General features: G+C 48.7%; 25 protein-coding genes. 5 read left to right on the top strand and 20 right to left on the bottom strand.

Annotated features, from left to right (window positions below):
* The 3 genes from cysS to AC9UEP_RS04220 all read right to left on the bottom strand — a co-directional run.
* The coding region (cysS, locus tag AC9UEP_RS04230) for a cysteine--tRNA ligase (protein ID WP_509544277.1) at positions 1-1,363 on the bottom strand (1,363 nt) is incomplete at its 3' end.
* A gap of 18 nt (positions 1,364-1,381) precedes the next feature.
* Positions 1,382-2,503, bottom strand: coding sequence for a 2-C-methyl-D-erythritol 4-phosphate cytidylyltransferase (ispD, locus tag AC9UEP_RS04225; protein ID WP_509544275.1), 1,122 nt, complete (start codon positions 2,501-2,503; stop codon positions 1,382-1,384).
* A 20-nt stretch (positions 2,504-2,523) separates the two neighbouring features.
* Positions 2,524-3,006 carry a CarD family transcriptional regulator gene (locus tag AC9UEP_RS04220; RefSeq protein WP_509544273.1) on the bottom strand — a complete coding sequence of 161 codons (483 nt, stop codon included), beginning with the start codon at positions 3,004-3,006 and terminating at the stop codon, positions 2,524-2,526.
* Positions 3,007-3,121: 115 nt separating this feature from the next.
* On the opposite strand from AC9UEP_RS04220, the gene AC9UEP_RS04215 reads away from it, so the two are divergent.
* Together AC9UEP_RS04215 and AC9UEP_RS04210 are read left to right on the top strand one after the other, a co-directional pair.
* Positions 3,122-3,613, top strand: coding sequence for a hypothetical protein (locus AC9UEP_RS04215; protein ID WP_509544272.1), 492 nt, complete (start codon positions 3,122-3,124; stop codon positions 3,611-3,613).
* Between the two features lie 17 nt (positions 3,614-3,630).
* Entirely contained in the window at positions 3,631-5,016 is a 1,386-nt protein-coding gene (locus tag AC9UEP_RS04210) for a chondroitinase-B domain-containing protein (protein WP_509544270.1), read from the top strand.
* A gap of 4 nt (positions 5,017-5,020) precedes the next feature.
* Here AC9UEP_RS04210 and AC9UEP_RS04205 read toward each other — a convergent pair whose 3' ends face one another.
* The 12 genes from AC9UEP_RS04205 to AC9UEP_RS04150 all read right to left on the bottom strand — a co-directional run bounded on the left by AC9UEP_RS04205 (position 5,021) and on the right by AC9UEP_RS04150 (position 12,649).
* A complete protein-coding gene (locus tag AC9UEP_RS04205) occupies positions 5,021-5,770 on the bottom strand; it encodes a phosphoglyceromutase (RefSeq protein ID WP_509544269.1) in 750 nt (249 codons plus the stop codon).
* A gap of 31 nt (positions 5,771-5,801) precedes the next feature.
* Complete coding sequence (locus AC9UEP_RS04200; RefSeq protein ID WP_509544267.1) at positions 5,802-6,281, bottom strand: type III secretion system chaperone family protein; 480 nt, start codon at positions 6,279-6,281, stop codon at positions 5,802-5,804.
* Complete coding sequence (gene mshA / locus AC9UEP_RS04195; protein WP_509544265.1) at positions 6,282-7,547, bottom strand: D-inositol-3-phosphate glycosyltransferase; 1,266 nt, start codon at positions 7,545-7,547, stop codon at positions 6,282-6,284.
* Between the two features lie 19 nt (positions 7,548-7,566).
* Positions 7,567-8,487 carry an asparaginase gene (locus AC9UEP_RS04190; protein WP_509544263.1) on the bottom strand — a complete coding sequence of 307 codons (921 nt, stop codon included), beginning with the start codon at positions 8,485-8,487 and terminating at the stop codon, positions 7,567-7,569.
* The gene (locus AC9UEP_RS04185; protein ID WP_509544261.1) at positions 8,487-8,987 is read right to left on the bottom strand and encodes a heme-binding beta-barrel domain-containing protein; all 501 of its coding nucleotides are present in this window, start codon (positions 8,985-8,987) and stop codon (positions 8,487-8,489) included. Before AC9UEP_RS04185 ends, AC9UEP_RS04190 begins: the two co-directional genes overlap by 1 nt.
* On the bottom strand, positions 8,987-9,121 hold the full coding sequence (locus AC9UEP_RS04180; RefSeq protein WP_509544259.1) for a hypothetical protein: 135 nt from the start codon (positions 9,119-9,121) through the stop codon (positions 8,987-8,989). The genes AC9UEP_RS04185 and AC9UEP_RS04180 overlap by 1 nt, the downstream gene beginning before the upstream one ends.
* Before the next feature lie 91 nt (positions 9,122-9,212).
* Entirely contained in the window at positions 9,213-10,118 is a 906-nt protein-coding gene (gene ygfZ / locus AC9UEP_RS04175) for a CAF17-like 4Fe-4S cluster assembly/insertion protein YgfZ (protein WP_509544257.1), read from the bottom strand.
* 5 nt (positions 10,119-10,123) lie between these two features.
* The gene (locus AC9UEP_RS04170) at positions 10,124-10,531 is read right to left on the bottom strand and encodes a Fur family transcriptional regulator (RefSeq protein WP_509544256.1); all 408 of its coding nucleotides are present in this window, start codon (positions 10,529-10,531) and stop codon (positions 10,124-10,126) included.
* 13 nt (positions 10,532-10,544) lie between these two features.
* A complete protein-coding gene (locus AC9UEP_RS04165) occupies positions 10,545-10,868 on the bottom strand; it encodes a DUF1416 domain-containing protein (protein WP_509544254.1) in 324 nt (107 codons plus the stop codon).
* Between the two features lie 3 nt (positions 10,869-10,871).
* Complete coding sequence (locus AC9UEP_RS04160; RefSeq protein WP_509544252.1) at positions 10,872-11,705, bottom strand: sulfurtransferase; 834 nt, start codon at positions 11,703-11,705, stop codon at positions 10,872-10,874.
* Positions 11,706-11,735: 30 nt separating this feature from the next.
* Positions 11,736-12,182, bottom strand: coding sequence for a DUF4395 domain-containing protein (locus tag AC9UEP_RS04155; protein WP_509544250.1), 447 nt, complete (start codon positions 12,180-12,182; stop codon positions 11,736-11,738).
* Between the two features lie 53 nt (positions 12,183-12,235).
* Positions 12,236-12,649, bottom strand: coding sequence for a thioredoxin family protein (locus AC9UEP_RS04150; RefSeq protein WP_509544248.1), 414 nt, complete (start codon positions 12,647-12,649; stop codon positions 12,236-12,238).
* A gap of 17 nt (positions 12,650-12,666) precedes the next feature.
* Here AC9UEP_RS04150 and AC9UEP_RS04145 point away from each other — a divergent pair, with 17 nt between their 5' ends.
* Positions 12,667-13,380, top strand: a complete 714-nt coding sequence (locus tag AC9UEP_RS04145) for a winged helix-turn-helix transcriptional regulator (protein WP_509544246.1) — start codon at positions 12,667-12,669, stop codon at positions 13,378-13,380.
* A 2-nt stretch (positions 13,381-13,382) separates the two neighbouring features.
* A complete protein-coding gene (locus AC9UEP_RS04140) occupies positions 13,383-13,856 on the top strand; it encodes a GNAT family N-acetyltransferase (protein WP_509544244.1) in 474 nt (157 codons plus the stop codon).
* Here AC9UEP_RS04140 and AC9UEP_RS04135 read toward each other — a convergent pair.
* The 3 genes from AC9UEP_RS04135 to AC9UEP_RS04125 are packed head-to-tail and all read right to left on the bottom strand — an operon-like array spanning position 13,853 to position 16,903.
* The gene (locus tag AC9UEP_RS04135) at positions 13,853-15,214 is read right to left on the bottom strand and encodes a transaminase (RefSeq protein WP_509544243.1); all 1,362 of its coding nucleotides are present in this window, start codon (positions 15,212-15,214) and stop codon (positions 13,853-13,855) included. The genes AC9UEP_RS04140 and AC9UEP_RS04135 overlap by 4 nt on opposite strands.
* 16 nt (positions 15,215-15,230) lie before the next feature.
* Positions 15,231-15,995, bottom strand: coding sequence for an aldose epimerase family protein (locus AC9UEP_RS04130; protein ID WP_509544242.1), 765 nt, complete (start codon positions 15,993-15,995; stop codon positions 15,231-15,233).
* Positions 15,995-16,903: a carbohydrate kinase family protein gene (locus tag AC9UEP_RS04125; RefSeq protein ID WP_509544240.1), complete on the bottom strand. Its 909-nt coding sequence runs from the start codon at positions 16,901-16,903 to the stop codon at positions 15,995-15,997. Before AC9UEP_RS04125 ends, AC9UEP_RS04130 begins: the two co-directional genes overlap by 1 nt.
* A gap of 77 nt (positions 16,904-16,980) precedes the next feature.
* Between AC9UEP_RS04125 and AC9UEP_RS04120 the strand changes: the two genes are divergently transcribed.
* On the top strand, positions 16,981-17,955 hold the full coding sequence (locus AC9UEP_RS04120) for an NAD-dependent epimerase/dehydratase family protein (protein ID WP_509544239.1): 975 nt from the start codon (positions 16,981-16,983) through the stop codon (positions 17,953-17,955).
* A gap of 4 nt (positions 17,956-17,959) precedes the next feature.
* On the opposite strand, the gene AC9UEP_RS04115 is transcribed toward AC9UEP_RS04120, so the two are convergent.
* The gene (locus tag AC9UEP_RS04115) at positions 17,960-19,210 is read right to left on the bottom strand and encodes a hypothetical protein (RefSeq protein WP_509544237.1); all 1,251 of its coding nucleotides are present in this window, start codon (positions 19,208-19,210) and stop codon (positions 17,960-17,962) included.
* A gap of 53 nt (positions 19,211-19,263) precedes the next feature.
* On the bottom strand, positions 19,264-19,805 hold a 542-nt coding region (locus tag AC9UEP_RS04110; protein ID WP_509544235.1), incomplete at its 5' end, for a UDP binding domain-containing protein.

Here is a 19,805-nt window from a genome sequence, read left to right as displayed (position 1 = left end):
CTGTATCTTCAATAGTAATTCCCAGTACTGCTAAGCCATCACGAATCTGATCGGAAGCCACAAAATCTTTTCGCTCACGCGCCGCTGTGCGCTGGGCTAGCGCTAATTGAATAACACCATCGAGTGCTGCCCCAATATCTTCCACCGCGGTGCCTGAAGTAAATGCTTCATCGAATGGGTCGCAGCCAAGAATTTCTAGCGCTCCGCGAATCTCATTGGCGCTATTTTCAATGGTGGCGGTATCTCCTGCGGTAATTGCGCTATTTCCTGCGCGCAGCGCCTCTGAAATTGAGGCAAGAGCTGTTGGTACCGCTAAATCATCATTCATCGCATCAGTAAAGACCTGACTGATAGTAGGTACTGGCTCTGCTCCAAGGATTTCAACAGAGCGATTAAGGAAGCCTTCAATGCGGCGGAAAGCTGTGGCAGATTCCGCAAGTGCTTCATGGGAGAACTCAAGCATGGAGCGGTAGTGAGCAGAACCTAAATACCAACGCAGTTCAATTCCGCGCACGCTCTTTAACAATTCATGCACTTGCAGTGAATTACCAAGTGATTTCGACATCTTTTCACCAGATGCGGTCACCCATGCGTTATGTAACCAGCGCTTAGCAAAGCCATATCCCGCAGCTTCTGATTGTGCAATTTCATTTTCATGATGAGGAAAAATGAGATCTAGTCCGCCGCCGTGAATATCAAATGCTTCACCTAGATAAGCGTGCGCCATTGCCGAACATTCCAAGTGCCAACCTGGTCGTCCTGGCCCCCACGGAGTTGGCCATGATGGATCTCCTGGCTTGGCTGCTTTCCATAGTGCAAAATCTCGTGGATCTTGCTTATATGTTTCATCGGCATCTGCGGCCGGCAATAGATCATCGAGCTTTTGACGGGAAAGGGTTAGATAGGAAGAGAGTTTGCGCACCTCTAAATACACATCGCCATTACCTGGCGCATATGCCGCACCCTTTTCAATCAGGATCTGCATCAGTTCAATCATCTGTGTGATGTGCCCAGTAGCGCGCGGTTCATATGTGGGTGGCAATACATTTAGTGCTGCATAGGCTTGTGTAAATTCCCGCTCATATTTCATTGCAACTGCCCACCATGGCGCTTGCTCGTGCACAGCCTTATGCAAAATCTTGTCATCAATATCTGTCACGTTACGAATAAAGGTGACGTTATAGCCACTTCGCGTGAGCCAACGACGCAAGATGTCAAAGTTCACACCAGAGCGCACGTGGCCAATATGTGGCGGTGCCTGCACGGTGGCACCACATAAATAGATGCCAACTTCACCAGCTTTAAGCGGAGTGAACTCGGAGGTGGTTCGCGTTAAGGTGTCATATAAAGATAGCGAACTCATTAGGCAATTCTACTTTAACTATGCGGACTTAATAACAAGGGCCGATGCAATGGCTGCAATACCTTTGCCTTCACCGGTAAGGCCCATGCCATCGGTGGTTGTTGCAAGGATTGCCACTTCTGTGCCCCCAAGAGCTGCAGATATCGTTGCAATCGCTTCCGCGCGACGAGCCCCAATACGCGGACGGTTTCCAATGAGCTGCACCGAAACATGCGAGATTGAAAATCCTGCATTGCTAATCAGAAGGTAGGTCTCTTTCAATAACTTGATTCCGGATACTCCCGCATATTCCGGGCGCGAAGTTCCGAAGTTACTTCCCAAATCTCCTAAACCGGTTGCAGCAAAGAGTGCGTCGCATATGGCATGTGCTGCAACATCGCCATCAGAGTGGCCTTCCACACCAACTTCATCTGGCCAATGCAAACCGGCCAGCCAGAGTTCGCGCCCTTGGCCAAATGCATGGGCGTCAACTCCCACACCGGTAGAAAATGATTGTGCGCTGCCCATAAATTGCAGTGCGGTTGCAAGATCAGGTGGTGTTGTGATTTTCAAGGCTCGTTCTTCTCCGTCAATGACGCGCACTTTGTGGCCAGCAGCTGCAACAAGTGCGGCATCATCTGTGGCATCACTGGATTCTTCATGTGCTTTTTTAAGAACTGAAAATGTAAAACCTTGTGGTGTTTGCACGCGGCGCAGTGTTGTGCGATCTGGAGTTGATGTGACATAACCGCTGGGATCAATGACTTTGACCGTATCAACTTCTGGCAAAGCTGGAATCACTGCAACATCACCAGCTTTAAGAGCTGCCACAACACGTGCTGCAAGTTCGCGGCTGGCAAGTGCGCGCGCGGCATCGTGGACTAAGACAAAATCTGCATTTTTAATTGTTGCTAGAGCGAGACGAACACTTTCAGAACGTGTGGCGCCACCTGTGACAACGGTGATGTCATCACCGACCAGCGCTCTTATCTGTTCTTCATATCCAGCTGGAGCGCTCACCACAATCTCATCCACCACAGATGACAGAGCTGAGATGCAATGTTCCAGAAGCGTGCGATCGCCTAGTTGGACGAGCGCTTTCGGAATTGCGGCACCGAAACGTTCACCGCTACCGGCAGATGCGATAATTGCGGCGATCATAGCGATGGGTTACTAAAAAGTTAAGAAGCGAGAACCTCGTCAAGGAGAGTTGCAGCCTTCTCTTCATCTGTGCGCTCGGCAAGTGCGAGCTCAGAGACGAGAATCTGCTTCGCCTTGGCGAGCATGCGCTTTTCACCAGCAGAGAGACCACGATCAAGATCGCGGCGGTAGAGATCGCGCACAACTTCTGCGACCTTAATAACATCTCCTGATGCAAGCTTTTCTAGGTTTGCCTTATAGCGACGTGACCAGTTTGTTGGCTCTTCGGTATATGGCTGACGAAGGACGTTAAATACTCGATCAAGGCCTGCAGAATCAACTACATCGCGCACGCCAACCAGGTCTACATTCTCGGCTGGAACGCGAACGGTGAGGTTACCCTGAGCAACTTTCAAAACTAGGTAGGTCTTCTCTTCGCCCTTGATTACTCGAGTTTCAATTGCCTCGATAAGAGCTGCTCCGTGATGTGGATAAACAACGGTTTCGCCGACCTTGAATGTCATGTATTGCCCTTCGGTAGAGGGCCAATTCTACCAGCCATCACCGACATAGAAAACCCCGGGTTATCGGCGTAAAGCGCCGTGAAATAAGGCTTATTTCACATGAGATAATTTCGCCATGAGCCGAACACATTTCAAGAATATTTCTCTTGCATTCACAGCTGTTGCATTGGCTCTCGCGCTAACCGCATGCGGGGCTGGACCTAACGCTGAAACACGTCAAAACAAGAAAGTAACAGATGGGGCTGAGCTGCTGATTCAAAACGAAGGTAATAACATCTCTGTTACCAACTTACTTCTTGTGGCAACTGAAGATGGCTCAGCGGTGGTTGTCGGAACAATTATTAACTACTCAGAAGAGCGCGATGCGCTGCTTGGAATCTCAGTTAATAACGTGGCAGCTGCAATCACAGGTGAACAAAACCTCGATCAGAATAAGCCCGTGCGTTTTGAAGGCGATGTGGCAACAACAAAGGCAGTCTTTAATGGTGTGGGCGCAGAAGCGGGTAAGAATGTGAAGCTTTCACTGGCTTTTGCGCGCGCAGGTGTTGTCACTACCAATGTGATTATTCGTGATAAGCGCGATGATTATAAGAATATAACTAAGTAGCTTTTAAAATATCCCACATGGAATACTTTAAAAGTTCCATCTCACGACGCAACATACTGCAAGGCTTTGGCTTACTTGGAGCGAGCACCGTATTAAGCACTTTCACTCCAATTTCTGCATCTGAACCCAGTAAGAGTTTTTCTTCGGTAGCAGAGTTACAGAGCGCAATAGCCGCTGCTAGCCCAGGCGATGTTCTGACCCTGGCACCTGGCACCTATATGGATGCCGAAATAACTGTCAGCCGGGCTGGGCTAACTATTTCTGCGCAAACTCCAGGCACAGTTATCTTTAGTGGTGCCAGCAAGATAAATCTCAAGGCAGATTCGACGATTTTTAACGGTTTTCAGTTTATTGATGGAGATATCTCAGGGATCGTAATCAAAGTCTCTGGTAACAAGAATGTACTTAGTGATTTGAATTTCACGGGTTACTCAGCTGAAAAATATATAAATATCGAGGCTGGAACCCAATACAACGAGATTTCCTTTTGCAACTTTGAAGATAAGCCAGAAAATGCGCCAATTGGGAACTTAGTCGGGATTCTGCCCCACCCAGAGATTCCAGGTTTCCACCGTATTCACTTCTGCTCCTTTAAGAATCTTCCAGGTCCTGGCGGCGACTATGGAAATGAGCCAATACGCATCGGAGTCGGTGCTAAATCGGATTTTATATCTCGAACTATTATTGAGAATTGCTACTGGGAAAACTCTGGTTTGGGTGACTCAGAGAGCATCTCCATTAAATGTCGCGAGAATGTCATTCGTTACTGCACCTTTAATAACAATGAAGAAGGCATGCTGGTATTCCGAAATGGAAATGACAATATGGCATATGGAAATTCATTCATTAACTCAGGCGGTATCAGAGTCAAAGAAGCTAACAACATCTTCTGTTTCGATAATTACTTTGAAAACTCAGGATTTGGTGACAAGGTAAGTTCAGTTAGTTTTGACTATATTCCTGGAAATTTGAAGAACATTAACTTTCTTTTTAATACCTTCGTGAATTGCGCCCCGATAAATCTCGGTGGTAATGGTCCTTCGCTCAACAGATGGTCTAACAATCTCTTTCGCAACAAAACCGGAGCAATCTTTCAAAATCCGAATGCCGGTACCAAGTGGATAGGAAATATCTATCAAGGATTAACTGGATTACCAAAAACTCTTGGCCTGCGAGCAAGTAAGGATCGATCAGTTGCGCTCACTGGTTTCCTTTTACCAGTGATGTATCCAGGCTTAACTCCTGCTAATCCTTTAAGTAGGGATTTAGTGCGAACACTCAGACCACAGAAAATCTCGCTTTGGGATGTAGGTGCGATTCAATACTTAAAGGTTCCCACCAAATCGAGAGCGTTATCTGCGATAAATACCGGTCCCAGATATCTCCAAACAGCAGGGCAGTAGGAAGTTACTTCTTACCCTGATTCGCAACAGCCTCAATCGCGGCTGCTGCCGCAGCTGGATCTAAGTACTCGCCGCCTTTTTTCACTGGGCGCATCTGCTCATCTAGTTCATAGAGCAGTGGAATTCCGGTGGGGATATTAAGTCCGGCAATATCTTCATCACTAATACCTTCTAAGTGCTTAACCAGTGCGCGTAGTGAATTACCGTGGGCGGTAACCAGAACAACTTTGCCTCCCTTTAAATCAGGCACAATTTCCTGCTCCCAATAAGGAACCATGCGCACCACAACATCTTTCAGGCATTCAGTCATGGGCAAATCTGAGCCAAGGCCGGCATAGCGCGGATCTGAATCTTGGGAATACTTCGAACCTTTTTCAATTAGCGGTGGTGGCGTGTCAAAAGAACGGCGCCAGAGCGTGAATTGTTCTTCCCCATATTCAGCCAGTGTCTGTGCTTTATCTTTACCTTGCAGTGCGCCATAGTGGCGTTCATTGAGGCGCCAAGAACGTTTAACTGGAATCCAATGACGATCACAGGCATCGAGGGCCAAGTCTGAAGTGTGAATAGCGCGACGTAAGAGTGAAGTGTGGACAACATCAGGTAAAAGTCCGCGCTCTGCCAGTAACTTTCCACCACGCGCAGCTTCTGCTTCACCCTTTGTTGAAAGTCTGACATCGACCCAACCGGTGAAGAGATTCAAGGCATTCCATTCGGATTCGCCGTGGCGCAAGAGGATGAGTGTGGAGTGTGACATGTGGCTATCTTCTCATGTTGAGAAGAAATAATTAAATGAGATGGGTAAATGCCGCAAGATTTGCCAGTGATTCTCCGCGACTAACCCGCCAAGCCCACTCGCGCCGGATTGCATCTGCAAAGCCAAGTTCGAGCAGTGGGTTAAATGATGAATCTGAATACTGCAGCACTGAACCAATGATGTGATCAATCTCTAGCGCACTCACAGCAGCTAGTGGCAAACGCCCCACCAGGTAGATATCCCCTAGTTCATTAATGGCAAATGCAATTCCATACATCTGGGCATTTTTTGCCAAGCACCATTTATGCACCGCATCTTCGTGGGTATCGGGTTTGCGAATCACAAAAGCGTTAATACTTAAAGAATGATCTCCAATAATCAGTGCGCAATGAGTCTGTAACTTCTTTTCTCCGGGCAGGGTAACCATGAAAGTCTTTTCATTGCTGCGCTCAAAATCTAAATCGTGTGATTCCAGGAAATCTTCAATGACAACTGCTGGGTTCAGGGCCATTTAGCCAATGTGCTTCTGTGCATCACGGCGAGTAGATAAGACTCGGTCGTAGATATCAAGTGTTCCGCGAGATGTCACATCCCAACCGAAGTGGGAAGCATGTTCGATTGCTCCCATCGATAAGAGCACGCGTCGTTGTGGTTCTTGGATCAAACGAGCAAAGACTGATGACCAGGCACGTGGATTATGACCATCAACTAATACGCCAGAGATGCCGTCAGCTACTGCTGTGCGAAGGCCGCCAACAGCTGTTGCAACAACAGGTGTGCCACACGCTTGTGCTTCAAGTGCAACTAGACCAAAACTTTCTGAGTAACTTGGCACGCAGACTAAATCTGCAGCGCGATACCACTGTGGTAAATCGGTGCGTGGAACAGGCGGTGCAAAGCGCACCACATCAGGTATTCCAAGCCAAGAAACAAGCTCCGTAAGGCGCTCAACTTCAGATTGGTTAGCACCAGAGGCGCCGCCAATAATGTTGGTAATTAACTTCGGACGCAGGTGCTTAGAGTGTGAAACCATCTCTGCAATAGCGCGAATAAGAACTTCTGGCCCCTTATGTGGCTGAATGCGACCCACAAAGGTAATGATGTGAGCATCAGGATCAAGGCCTAGCTCTTTGCGCGCACTGGCGCGGCCAGCACCTGGTGTAAAGACTTTCAGGTTCACTCCTGGGCTTACCACCGAGACATTGTCAGGACATGCTTCATAGAGTGAAACAAGTGATGCTGCTTCCGCATCGGTATTGGCAACCAGGGCATCGGCTGCTGCTACAACTTGGGTCTCACCCTGCACGCGAATCATTGGCTCTGGGCTTTCTCCTTCAGCCAGATTCAAATTCTTTACTCGCGCCATAGTGTGCATGGTGTGCACGAGTGGAATATCAAGTTCTTTCGATACCGGCATCGCCACCTTGCCACTGATCCAATAATGCGAATGGATAACATCGTAGGTCTCTGCCTGTAAGGCAAGTTTGAAGGCAGCAGAAAGTTCAGGAATGTAACTAGGCAACTGCTCTTTGGTGACACCAGAGACTGGGCCAACATTAAGTTGAATAACTCGCACACCCGGTGTTACTTCAACAATATCTGCAACCTCGCTATTTGTTCTGCGAGTAAAGATATCTACCGCAACTCCCATAGCAGCCATGTTCTGCGCTGCCTCCACCACATAGATATTCATTCCACCGGCATCGCCAGTACCCGCTTGATCAAGCGGGGATGTGTGCACCATCAAGGTGGCAACACGACGATTGGTTCGGTTCACCCCTTAAGGGTACGCGCCATTAAAAGGTTGCGCGAATGGTGCCGATAACAGTGTTGCCACCCAGCACGTTTTCGACTTCATAGGGGCTATCAATACCTAACTTCGCAAGGCCCGCATGAACTAAGACTCGAAAAGGGCGCAGTGAACCATCTGAGACTTTAAAGACAAGTGTGCGGCCATCAGTCATCGTTGCAACTTCAACCGCCTCTGCCCCATCTTTCAGATAAAGACCTGGCACACCTTCAATCATCTGTGTTGTCAGCCGCCCCACACCTGCCACCATCTGCGGATGTGCACGTGATGCTTCCATCACAGATTGATGAGCACTATCTGTTGAGATAGTAATTGCTCTCATTGCCCGTGCTAGACCAGCAACAGAGAGTAAGAACAGTGGCGCCCCGCAACCATCAGTTGATGTCAGTGTGATCTTCTCGCCAGCGAGCGTTTCTAGCTCGCTCTTAATGGCAACCTGCAATGGGTGCGCTGCATCTAAGTAACTATCAGTTGGCCAATTATTGGTAACACAGGTTAATAACATGGCGGCATGCTTGCCGCTGCAGTTCATGGCAATGCGTGTGGCAGGTGCCTCACCCCACGCGCGACGTTCTGCTTCACCCAGCGGAAGATCTAACATGCATTGCAGCGCACTTTCATCGAGCTTTGCTGGCGTCAATATCTCTTTCACAGCTGCAATATGTTCACTTGATCCAGAGTGACTTGATGCACCCAGTGCTAACAACCGTGGTTCAAGCTTCAGACCTGCCCGCACCATCGCCGCACCCTGAATACATTTAACGGTTGAGCGTGGGAAAATCAGATGGCTGGGATCGCCTAAAGAGAAATTAACGGAACCATCAGCGTTTAGTGCGAGTAAATGCCCACGGTGTTCTGATTCAACAACACCGTCTCGCACATACTGCGCTAGTACTGCATCAGACATTAATCGACCTGGCGCTCGAGCGTGGACCAGATATGTGCTTGTAACTCTTGTCCTTCGGCCGCCATGTCATAGGCATAGAAAAGTTCGCCAGCAACCAGACCATACAGGCGCACACCCGCTGTCACAATCTTTGCCGAAGGTGCTGAATATCCTTGATCCATCACTAACTGAATCTTTGGGCCATCAAACTGTCCGACCCAGCCTTCCGAGATTCCAGTGTTATGTGAAATGACGACTTCCAGCACACTATTTTCTTTCACACGCCAAAAACCGGCTTCCGATCCAGCCGGACGAATGATTTCACCTTCAGCATCGATGATCCAAGAACGTGAGTAGTAATTTAGAAATGGTCGTCCATCGTGATTAAAAGTTACTTCTTGGGCGAATTCAAAGGTGGGAATCGTTGGATATTCACCGCGACCTTTACCGCGCCAGGTTCCGACCATCCAAGCAAGTGGATTGAGATCAGGGTGTAAACCTTCTGGAATTGTGAAGGCCATTAGAGCCTGCCTCTCTTATATGTGCGTCCATCACGTGCTTGAGATTGTCGGCGCCCTTTGATGCCATAAATGACGAGTCCGATGCCAACAACAAGTGCGACTAGTGCCAGCACCACAGTTGTGAAGGACTCCATGGGCAAAGAATACTGGTTAAAGCTTGCGCACCGCCCACATGATTGCAAGGCAAGCCAGGGCAACAATAAAAAGCTGACCAATAAATTTCATCTACGGCTCAACGATGATCTGCTGCGAAGCGGCCACGCCTTCAACCGTTAACTCGGCATCGACCGGGGTATTTCGCTTCACGATGGCAAGTGCGATTGGCCCGAGTTCAAAGTGTCGAGCAACAGTGCCCAAGAAGCCCACCTGAACTTCTCCGTTCATCACCGGTGTTCCGGTTGGCGGCATGACAACTGCATGGCCATCAAGGTGGAGCATCACTAAGCGACGTGGTGGTTTTCCTAAGTTACAGACCTTAGCCACAGTTTCTTGTCCACGGTAACAACCCTTATTCATATGCACGGCGCCATGTATGACACCGAGTTCATTTGGGATGGACTTTGCATCGGTATCAAATCCAAGGCGCGGACGCCCGGCTGCAACGCGTTCGGCATCAAGTGCCCAGGTGCCCACCTGTGTTGCATGTGCGCCAAATACCTTTTTCATTTCATCAAGTTCTGCTCGTGGCACGAGTGCAAAGGGACCACCCACTTCATTGGAGGCACCCGGTGCTCGTAATACTGCAAACTCAAGGGATGCATCACGAACTTCGACTTTAAGCATAAAGCGCATCTTGTTCAGGTATGCAATCAAACCTTGGGCGAAGTGTGGATCAAGGACGATAAATGTTGTTGTTGCATCATCAACGAGTGCGAACTGATATTCCAGATGTCCTTGCGGATCTAAAATCAGCGCTGATGTCCAGATTCCGACACCAAACTCAAGTAGATGCTGCGTTGTTAAATCATGGAGCCACTTCAGGCGATCTTCACCTGCTACTGCAACCACAGCTAAGTGCGAGAGGTCTGCCCATGCGGCGCCCTCTAAAAGTGCGCGTTGTTCTTTATTAGGCTCACCGAAATGCCAGATTGCACCCTTATCGGGGCCTTCTTCGACAAATACGGCAGTCATTGCTCTTACTTAACGCAGGTGGCGCAGGTGCCATAGATGGCAAAGTGAGTGACATCAGTTTTAAAACCAAAGTCATCAGATAAGTTCTGAACAAAGTTAGCTGCCACATCGATTGGTGCATCACCAACAGATCCGCAGGTGCCGCAGACCAGGTGTAAATGTGTGAGCTCTTCAGCTGCGTGATAGGTAGCACCACCATGGCCAAGGTGGGTGTGCTGCACAAGTCCCACGTTTTCTAGCGTTTCCAGGTTGCGGTAAACGGTAGATAAATTAATTCCAGGATGTGTCTGGCGTACTTTTTCGGCAACCTCTTCCGGGGTTGCATGGCCAAGTGCGCGCACAGCAGCGAGAACAAGTTCACGCTGTGGGGTCAGACGTAAACCTTTTTCATGGAGCTCATGCTTATCGACCATGACTTAAGTCTACCTAAATATGTATTACTAGATCAGTCGGGCTGCCTTGGGTAGCAATAACGCCCTGTTCCACGCGCGCACCTGGTGCCTGAACCACTAGAGTCCAAGTGCCAGGAGCTGCGAAGAAACGAAATTGACCTTCGAGGTTTGTTGGAACCTCTGCGGTGAATTCACCAGTGGAATCAAGTAATCGCACATGAGCATTGGTCACGGCAACACCATTAGGAACTGAGTCATCGGTGCCAGCTTTAAGGATGACACCTTGAATCACAGTCTGTGTTGCAAGATTTACGCCATCAAGTGATGGACCACCAGGTGTGGCACCGCATGTGCGCACTAGTTATGCGCCGACAGCAACAGGAACTCCGACGAGTGAACCGTATTCAGTCCATGATCCGTCGTAGTTCTTCACATTGTTCACACCTAGTAGTTCGTGCAGTACAAACCAAGAAAACGCTGAGCGCTCACCAATACGGCAATAAGCAATGGTGTCTTTTGCAAGATCCACACCAGCACCTTGATAGATTTCTTTAAGCTCTACATCTGATTTAAAGGTGCCATCTTCATTGGCAGCCTTTGACCAAGGGATGTTCTTAGCTGTTGGGATATGTCCCTTAATCTGTCCGCCTTCTTGTGGAAGGTGAGCAGGGGCAGCAAGTTCACCGGAGAATTCAGCTGGGGAGCGAACATCAACGATGTTCTTGGTGCCAATAGCGGCAATAACTTCATCGCGGTAGGCCCGGATGGAGTTATCGCGCTCCTTTGCAACATAACGAGTTGCCACACGTGTAGGAACTTCGGTTACAAATGGACGAGCATCAAGTTCCCAGCGCTTGCGACCGCCGTCTAGTAGGCGAACGTCGCCATGGCTATAGACCTTAAAATACCAGAAGGCATAGGTAGCAAACCAATTGTTATTGCCACCATAAAGAACGACAGTTGTGTCATTTGAGATGCCGTTTTTGGAAAGAAGAGCTTCAAACTTCTCTTTTGAGATCAGATCGCGGATGAGGCCATCTTGTAGGTCTTCGCGCCAGTGGAAGGTAATTGCGTTTTCAATATGGCCTTGCGCATACAGAGTTGTATCTTCATCAACTTCAATGATGGCCACCTTTGGGTCGTTCAGGTTCTGTAGTACCCAATCTGCGGTAACCAGTGATGTTTCACGTGACATTTATTTCTCCTTGTTAGTTAAGTAAGTCTCTTATTTAGAGGTAAAGCGTACGAGCAGCAGGTAAATCTCACAACCCAAACAGTAATTAAAGGCAGCATTAAGAATGGCTGCCGCTAGGGCTGCGCCCACTGCGATAGTAAAGAGTAGATCGGCGCCAGCAAATGCTGCGATGCCGGCAATAAGTGCGAATACAAAACCAACGGCTTGGGCAAACTTAGGTGGGCGCACATCTTCAGTTGGTGCCACACCATTTAGACGTGGCTTGATCACGTTCTTAAAGATCAGACCATAGGGAGTGAACTGTGGGCCTTTGACTGCGCCAATGAGAAAGACGAGACCTTGCGCAACTATGACCCACTTGTTCTGGGTGACGAGCGCGATGGCAAGAACAATTGTTGTAATCGTTGCGCCAAAACGGGGACCACGTGAATCGATATAAATCTTTGCAACTTTTTTGTTATCTAATACTTCTGACATGGGTGAAGGTTAGGCAATCACCTAACAAAAGACCACTTGCGAATAATTCGCGGTTAGGCGATGTTGGCAAGGGCAGCCAAGACTTGATCGCGCTTGGGTGTGCCAGCTGCCCGACCCACTTCAATGCCTTGGCTATTGATGAAAAGTGTTGTGGGAGTGGAACGAATATCTAATTCCCGCACTAGTTCTAAGTGGGATTCGGCATCAACTTGAATGTGTTTCACATCGCTCATGCTGGCAACCATCTGAGATAGCAATGAGTGTGTGGCTCGGCACGGTGTGCAGAAAGCTGATGAGAACTGCACCATGGTGGCGCGAGCGCCCAGTGCCTCACCCAAGATCTGCGCAGTTAAGCGGTGGCCAGGAACCGCCTTTTTGGTGCGTATCGCTCCCTGGTTGGCCTTCCACCAGAAGCCATAGGCCGTTGAGAGGGCTATGACTATCGCGAGTGGAAGATAGGTTTTCACAAGAGTATTCTCACACAATGGTTAAGGTGTTGCTACTAACAAATTCGCATGCAGCAAGTGCTGACGTGCTGCCAGCACTTGCCCTCTTGCAACACACCTGCAAAGTAGCCCCGCTGGAAGCATCAGTTCTAATTGATACACCAGTAATGGATATTGTCTTTATCGATGCCCGTCGTGATTTTCCAGCCGCGAAATCACTCACACGATTACTTGCCACAACAGGAGTGGGCGCTCCCATGATTGCAATTACTACTGAGGGTGGACTCTCTGCATTTGCTGCAGATTGGGGCTTTACCGATGTCATTCTCGACACTGCAGGCCCAGCCGAAGTAGATGCACGTATTCGTATCGCAGTCGGTGCTCACGCTGCCCACACCCAGGCAAGTGATCCCACCTCATCTGAAATCCGCCAAGGCGATGTTGTCATTGACGAACATTCTTACACTGCAAAAATTAAGGGAACCGCACTCGATCTAACCTTTAAAGAGTTTGAACTCCTTAAATACCTCGCCCAACATCCTGGTCGGGTGTTTTCACGCGCCCAACTTCTGCAAGAAATCTGGGGCTATGACTACTTCGGAGGCACTCGCACGGTAGATGTTCATATCCGCCGACTTCGCTCAAAGCTTGGTCCAGAGTTTGAATCTGTCATTGGCACCGTGCGCAACGTTGGATACCGCTTCACTGTTCAAAGTGGTGGCAAGGAATCAGCTATCTCTGAGCTTGTGTAGCAATGCGCCGTATTCTTAAACTCCATCGCTCACTAGCAGAACCAGTTACCCCAGTTGCACATAACTTTAACATCATCACCTTTGACACCCAATTACACCCCAAGCTCTGGCTAGAGCTGAACAATAGAATCTTTAGCACCCATCCAGACCAAGGTAATTGGGCGATGGCAGATTTAGCGAACCGCATGAGTGAGCCCTGGTTTGATCCTCATGGTTTCTTCTTATGCATCATGGATGAAAAAATCGTTGGCTTCTGCTGGACCAAGATCCATCAAGAGATAGTCAATAAAGAGCCTATCGGTGAACTCTACGTAATCGGTGTTGACTCTGTGCATTCAGGAAAAGGCATTGGTAAAGCCCTGTGCACGCAAGGCCTGATCTACTTAAATAATAAAGGCATCACGCAAGGAATGCTCTATGTTGATGAAGATAATGAAGCAGGTAAAGGTCTTTATAAGACTTTGGGGTTTAATTAAGCCTTAACCAACTCCGCACACATCGCTCTAAAGGCTTCCGTGTGGCCATCAACATCAGCCTCGCTGGTATCAGGACACATCAGCGCCATATTGTGAAAAGGCGTAATCAAATAGCCATCGTTAAGTAAGCGCAAGTGGATGTACTGCTCAAGTTCAAAGTCACCTGATTCAGCTGCCTGCTTACCGGTTATTGGGGCTTTGCCTTTAAAGATGTATTCCCCGCGCGCACCAAGTCGATTGCAATGCCAATCAAGGTCAAACTCTTTAATAGCAGCATCTACTCCATCGCACCACCGATTACCGAGAGCAATCATCTTTTCAAAATTAGCTGGTGTTAACACATCAGTAAGCGTTGCTTTCATCGCAGCCAACGAAAGTGCGTTACCTGCCAACGTTCCACCAATTCCACCTAAATCAATAATCTCTAACTCGACCATCTTGGTAATGGCATCTGCAATCTCTTGCGTCATGCCAAATGTTCCAGTGGGAATACCTGCGGCAAGTGCCTTACCGATGGTGAGGAAATCTGGTTTTAACCCCAAATCTTTTGTCATTCCACCAGGGCCGACCGAGATGGTGTGGGTTTCATCAATGATTAAGTAGGTGCCGTATTTCTTGGCCAAAGCCTGCACGCCCTGCAGGTAACCAGCAACCGGCAAAACAATTCCGATATTTGTCATCGCCGGTTCCATCAAGATTGCAGCAACATCACCATGGGCAAGAGCTGCCTCCATCGCCGCTAGATCATTAAATTCAACGACCCGAGTTGTCACATCAAGATCAACCGGTGCACCGATGTTTCCCTCGCGCTTAACGGTAAGGCCGGCGCCATCGAGGGTGGCAAATGTTTCATCTACTGAGCCGTGATAACAACGATCAATCACAACTATCTTGCTACGCCCAGTAATCATCCGTGAATAGCGAATCACATGGCGATTGGCATCGGTGGCAGAGACGGTGAATTGCCAGAGCGGCAGACTAAAGCGCTCTTTGAGTAGCTGTGAGACAAGTGCGGCATCTTGCGTTGGCAACATCGCAGTAATGCCTCTTCCCACTTGCTCGCGAATTGCGGCAACTGTGGCATCGGGTGAATGCCCGGTCATGGAGCCGGTATCACCTAAACAGAAATCAACGTAGGTGTGACTGTCAAGGTCGGTAAAGCGCGCACCCTTTGCCTCTTTCACAAAAAGAGGATGCGCACCTGGCCACTTAGCCATCCAAGACATGGGAACACCTTCATGCATCACTTTCTTGGAATCTGCAAAGGCGGCAGCTGATTTCTTATGGAGGTCAAGAAAGCGCTGCTCTTCAACTGCGCGCAATTTCTTTAAGTGGGCTCTATCTATCTGGGTGCTCATAATTGCCAAAGTCTAATTATTCTTCCGAGAAAACAAAGAGCGCTTCAATGTAGTTCTCACCACTTATTCCAAGATTGGCCGCATCTGGAGGCGCTGTCTGCGGCTCAATACAAACTCCATCAGGATCTTCGGTATAGACAACCCACCATGGCGCATCAGATTCAATCTCAATACGTGCAACACCTTCCCAAACAACTGCTGGTGTTCCACGAATTTCGGTAAAGGTATCGTCCCAAGGCTCAGCTGCCATCGCCACCATTTCATTCGTGGGTAGCCCATCAGAACCACGCTTAAGCATCTTCTCTGCTTTAAATTCAACTTCTGCTTGCCCACCGCGGTCTAGATCGCGCGCAAACCATGGATGCATACCTAACCAGAACGGAAGATCACAGCCATTGTCATCGTATTCAAGTGACCAACGAATTGCATCATCGAGAACTTCTATTGTCTGCTCCACCGTTGCGCCTTGATAGGGCTTTGGTAGATGCAGCAGCGAGCGACCAGGGCCAATTTCTTGCCAGGAAGAAGTAATTCCAAAACCATGAATTGCATGTGGGGGATCGATATTTGTTGGCAGCTGGTGCTCCACACCGGAGGCAGAAGTAATCAGACCATCTCGAACACGCCCCGCCCACGGCGCCATCGGATACCAACCAGAGGTGAGCACGTTTCCGCGAAAAGGAATAGTAAATTCCAGCTCGCGCCATTTGATGGAAGTGATTTTTCCACCACCATCTAGATCGATCGCAACTTGAAACTCGGCATCATCAATAAATTGCATTACATACCCTTTAACTCATGCTTATACGGTGGCTGCGCACCTTTACGAGAACAGGTAATGCCAGCAGCAACTGCTGCTCGGTGCAGCGTTGCACGAAGCACATCACCGGTCAGCGCCAGAATTCCCTTTTCAATCATCGCTTCCACAATGATGGCACCCACGGTATCTCCTGCGCCCACAGTATCTGCCACAGTAATCTTCGCACCTTCTACTTCCACAGAACCTTCTGATGTAAACCCAATGATTCCTTTTGCGCCACGAGTAACTACAACGAGTGCTGCGCCATCTTTAATCCAGCGCGCAGCCACATCGGCGTAGTTCTGCCCCGGATAGAGCCAAGCTAGATCGTCATCGCTTACTTTAATGACAGATGAGATAGCAGCCCATTTTTCAACAGCTGCTTCATAGAGGTCGCGATCAGCTAAGACTGCTGGACGAATATTGGGATCAAAGACAATGGGTGCAAACTCGGCTACCCGTAGCGCCCAGTCATATAAAACATCGGCACCTGGCGCAATAACTGTGGCCAGCGTGCCGATATGCAACACATTGGGCTTATAACGAGCAGGATCTGGCAGCCAATCAAGTGAGAAATCAAAGGTGGCAGTTCCGGCAATCTTAAATTCATAGGATGCGCCGCCATTACTATCAAGTGAAATGATTGCTAAACATGTCGGTTTATCACTCGTGAGTGCTAAATCTAACTTCACTTCATCTTCAAGTAACTCTTTGCGCGCAGCTACTCCGTCAACATCAGTTGAAATCCCAGCAATGAACTGCACATCGTGTCCCAGGCGCGCCAGAGCTTTGGCGGTATTTGCCGGCCCGCCACCGACGTGGCCAACTCTCACACCATCGGCGCCCGGAGTGAGATCAATAAGTACTTCGCCACAGACCCAAATGGTCATTGCTGCCCACCCGTTCCCTTGGCCACGGGGCTATCTTGCCTTAAAGCTGAGCTAGCCTTTAACAAGGAAGAATAAGAATGAAAGATAGACTCACACCCATGCGCGTATTAATCACTGGTGGCGCCGGCTTTATCGGCTCTCACTTAGCCGATGCCATCCTCGCCCGTGGGGATGAAGTCACCATCTTGGACAATATGAGCACCGGCTCGCAAGCCAATATTGCTCACCTAAAAGAGAAAATCACAATTCACACCGGAGATATCCGAGATGTAGAGCTAGTAAATGAACTAGTTGAGCAATCAGATCTCGTGCTTCATATGGCCGCAGCCCTTGGCGTTAAGAACATCATGGATCACACCATTGAATCAATCGACCGCAATTTTGCTGGCTCTGAGGTAGTTCTCAATGCCGCCACCACACACAACAAGCGCATCATCATCGCCTCCACTTCTGAAATCTATGGCAAGAACCCCAACCAACCACTGCACGAAGAATCAGATCGCGTTGTGGGCCCCCCACAAAAGATTCGCTGGACCTACTCAGATGCCAAAGCGCTAGAAGAAGCTGTTGCTCACACACTGCATAAGACCCATGGACTTAAAGTCACCACCATACGTTTCTTTAACACCGTAGGCCCACGCCAAACAGGTCAATACGGAATGGTTCTTCCACGCTTTGTGCAGGCAGCCCTTAAAAACGAAGAGATAGTAATCTATGACGATGGCAGCCAATCACGAGTCTTTTGCCATATCGAAGATGCCATCAGGGCTGTGCTCACTCTTGCCGAGAAAGATTCAACCATCGGTGACTACTTCAACGTTGGCGGGGTAGGAGAGACCACCATTAAAGAACTTGCCACAAGGATCATCCAGCGCACTAACTCACAGTCACAAATAAAACACATTGCCTACTCCGAGGCATACCCGGCTGGCTTTGAAGATATGCAGCGGCGCGTGCCTGATATCAACAAGATTAAAAAGAGTATTGGCTGGGAACCTACCCACTCACTTGATTCAATTATCGATAGCGTTGCCACTAGCCTAAAAAACTAAGTGGCTACCCGGTTGGGAACAATCGCGCTGCAAGGCGATTGCTTCGCACTTGATTCTCTTTTACTACTGAATCGATGAGCTCCTGAACCTTTTCCACCGAATCGATTTGATTTAGGTCAGCGCCACGAAGAGCCCGTAGAACGAGTGATTTATGTGGTAATTCCAGGGGAGCTAGTTCACCCATGACTAAGTCATTAAATGACGAAACATGGCCACTCACAACCTTATCTATCGCAGACCATTTCTTGACCAGAGTCTGCACGCTTGAAATCTCATATATTCCAGAGCTAGATACATTAGTAACTTCGCGATTAAAATCTGCAAGAGTTTTCTGTGAAATCCCAAAGAAATCCGCACAAGCTAATTCATTTAAGGAAATTGTCTTCTTTGATTGAAGTGAATCAAGAATTGATGCACGACAAGCTAAAACTCTGCTCACCCGCTCCCGTTCAATTGCCTCACGCTCCCGTTCAATTGCCTTACTCTTAGCTTGCGCAGATTTATCAGCATAGTTGCAGCCTAGGCCAGTTAGCTCGTAATACCTGTTGGCGATACTCATTAAGAAACAATCACCCGTGGATGTAATGATAATTTCCGCATTTGATTCAGCCGTCGGAGCCTTGATTCTCTGCGACCACGTTGCCCCGGAATCATTTGAATAAAACACAGCTGCAAAGGGATGTTCACCACCAGGACTCGAACCATCATCCAAATTTGCGCCATCAAGCCCAGAGCCCACACACGGTGCAGGAAGGCAATTGCTGCCGTCGGCTGGCTGGCCCCAAATTGTTGAAACTCCATCTAGTACCAACAATTCATTTGGGTTCGTTCCAAAAACAGCACCAGTCCAGTTTGCATTTCCTATCGCATCGAGCCGCTCAAATGTTGAACCTGAATTTTTTGAAAGAAAAACATAACCACCGGTGTTGCCTCTAGATGACGATGCAATAATTCTCTGTCCATCTGGTGAAACGCTTACTTGCTTCCAATCAATGTTTTCGGTTTGATCCTGTGGAACAGATGCCTTCACGGTCTGATAAGAGGCACCAGAATTAAGGGATATATGAAGTGGTCCCCAATTATCCCCATAAGCACGCACTGACCCATTGGCAGATTGACTTGGATAACTTACGAATTCAGAGCCAGTCAGTGCCACCGAACCGAAGGAAAGTTCGCCGTACCCGTGTGCGCTCTGGGTCGTTAATTGAAAGAGCACAAGTAGGCCAATAATCTGACTGGTTCGGCGCAATTTCATGACGTGAGTATGCGACGGAGGGGGTAACCCGGCAACCTGAATTTCGCTAAATCTTAGAGCCCTTTAGCTCCAGCAATCTTTCCGGTTGTATCAAATACATAAGGCGCACTAGCCATAATCGCTCTTGCATCCACCACATCATGCTTAGTAATCACCACCGTGATATCTGCCCCCGATAAGGGCGCAGAGCTTTCCCCATGCCAACTGCCCACAACATCATCGTGCCAAGCCACCACAACCCCACGGGCACGCAAGTGCTCAATGACTAGCTCTGCTGCAGTCTCTCTCACATCTGCCACATTGGGCTTATAGGCAACGCCCACCACCAGCACGCTCTTACCTTGCAGCGACCCACCGTTATCGCTCTGCACCCGATCCACAATGTATTTCGACATCTCTAAATTCACTTCATTTGCCCGGCGAATAAATGTTGCTGGCACGCCACGTTCTTCCGCAACTGCCGCTAAATAAGTAGGGTCGACCGGAATACAGTGCCCTCCCACACCGGCACTCGGTGTGAACTTCATAAAGCCATATGGTTTTGTATTAGCTGCATCTAAGGTCTCATAGACGCTAATTCCCAGAGCATTTGTAA

The sequence above is a fragment of the Candidatus Planktophila sp. genome (assembly GCF_040402315.1).
Classification (GTDB): Bacteria; Actinomycetota; Actinomycetes; order Nanopelagicales; family Nanopelagicaceae; genus Planktophila.
Note: the sequence above shows the minus strand (reverse complement) of the source record. Positions and strands in the feature narration are given on the sequence as shown.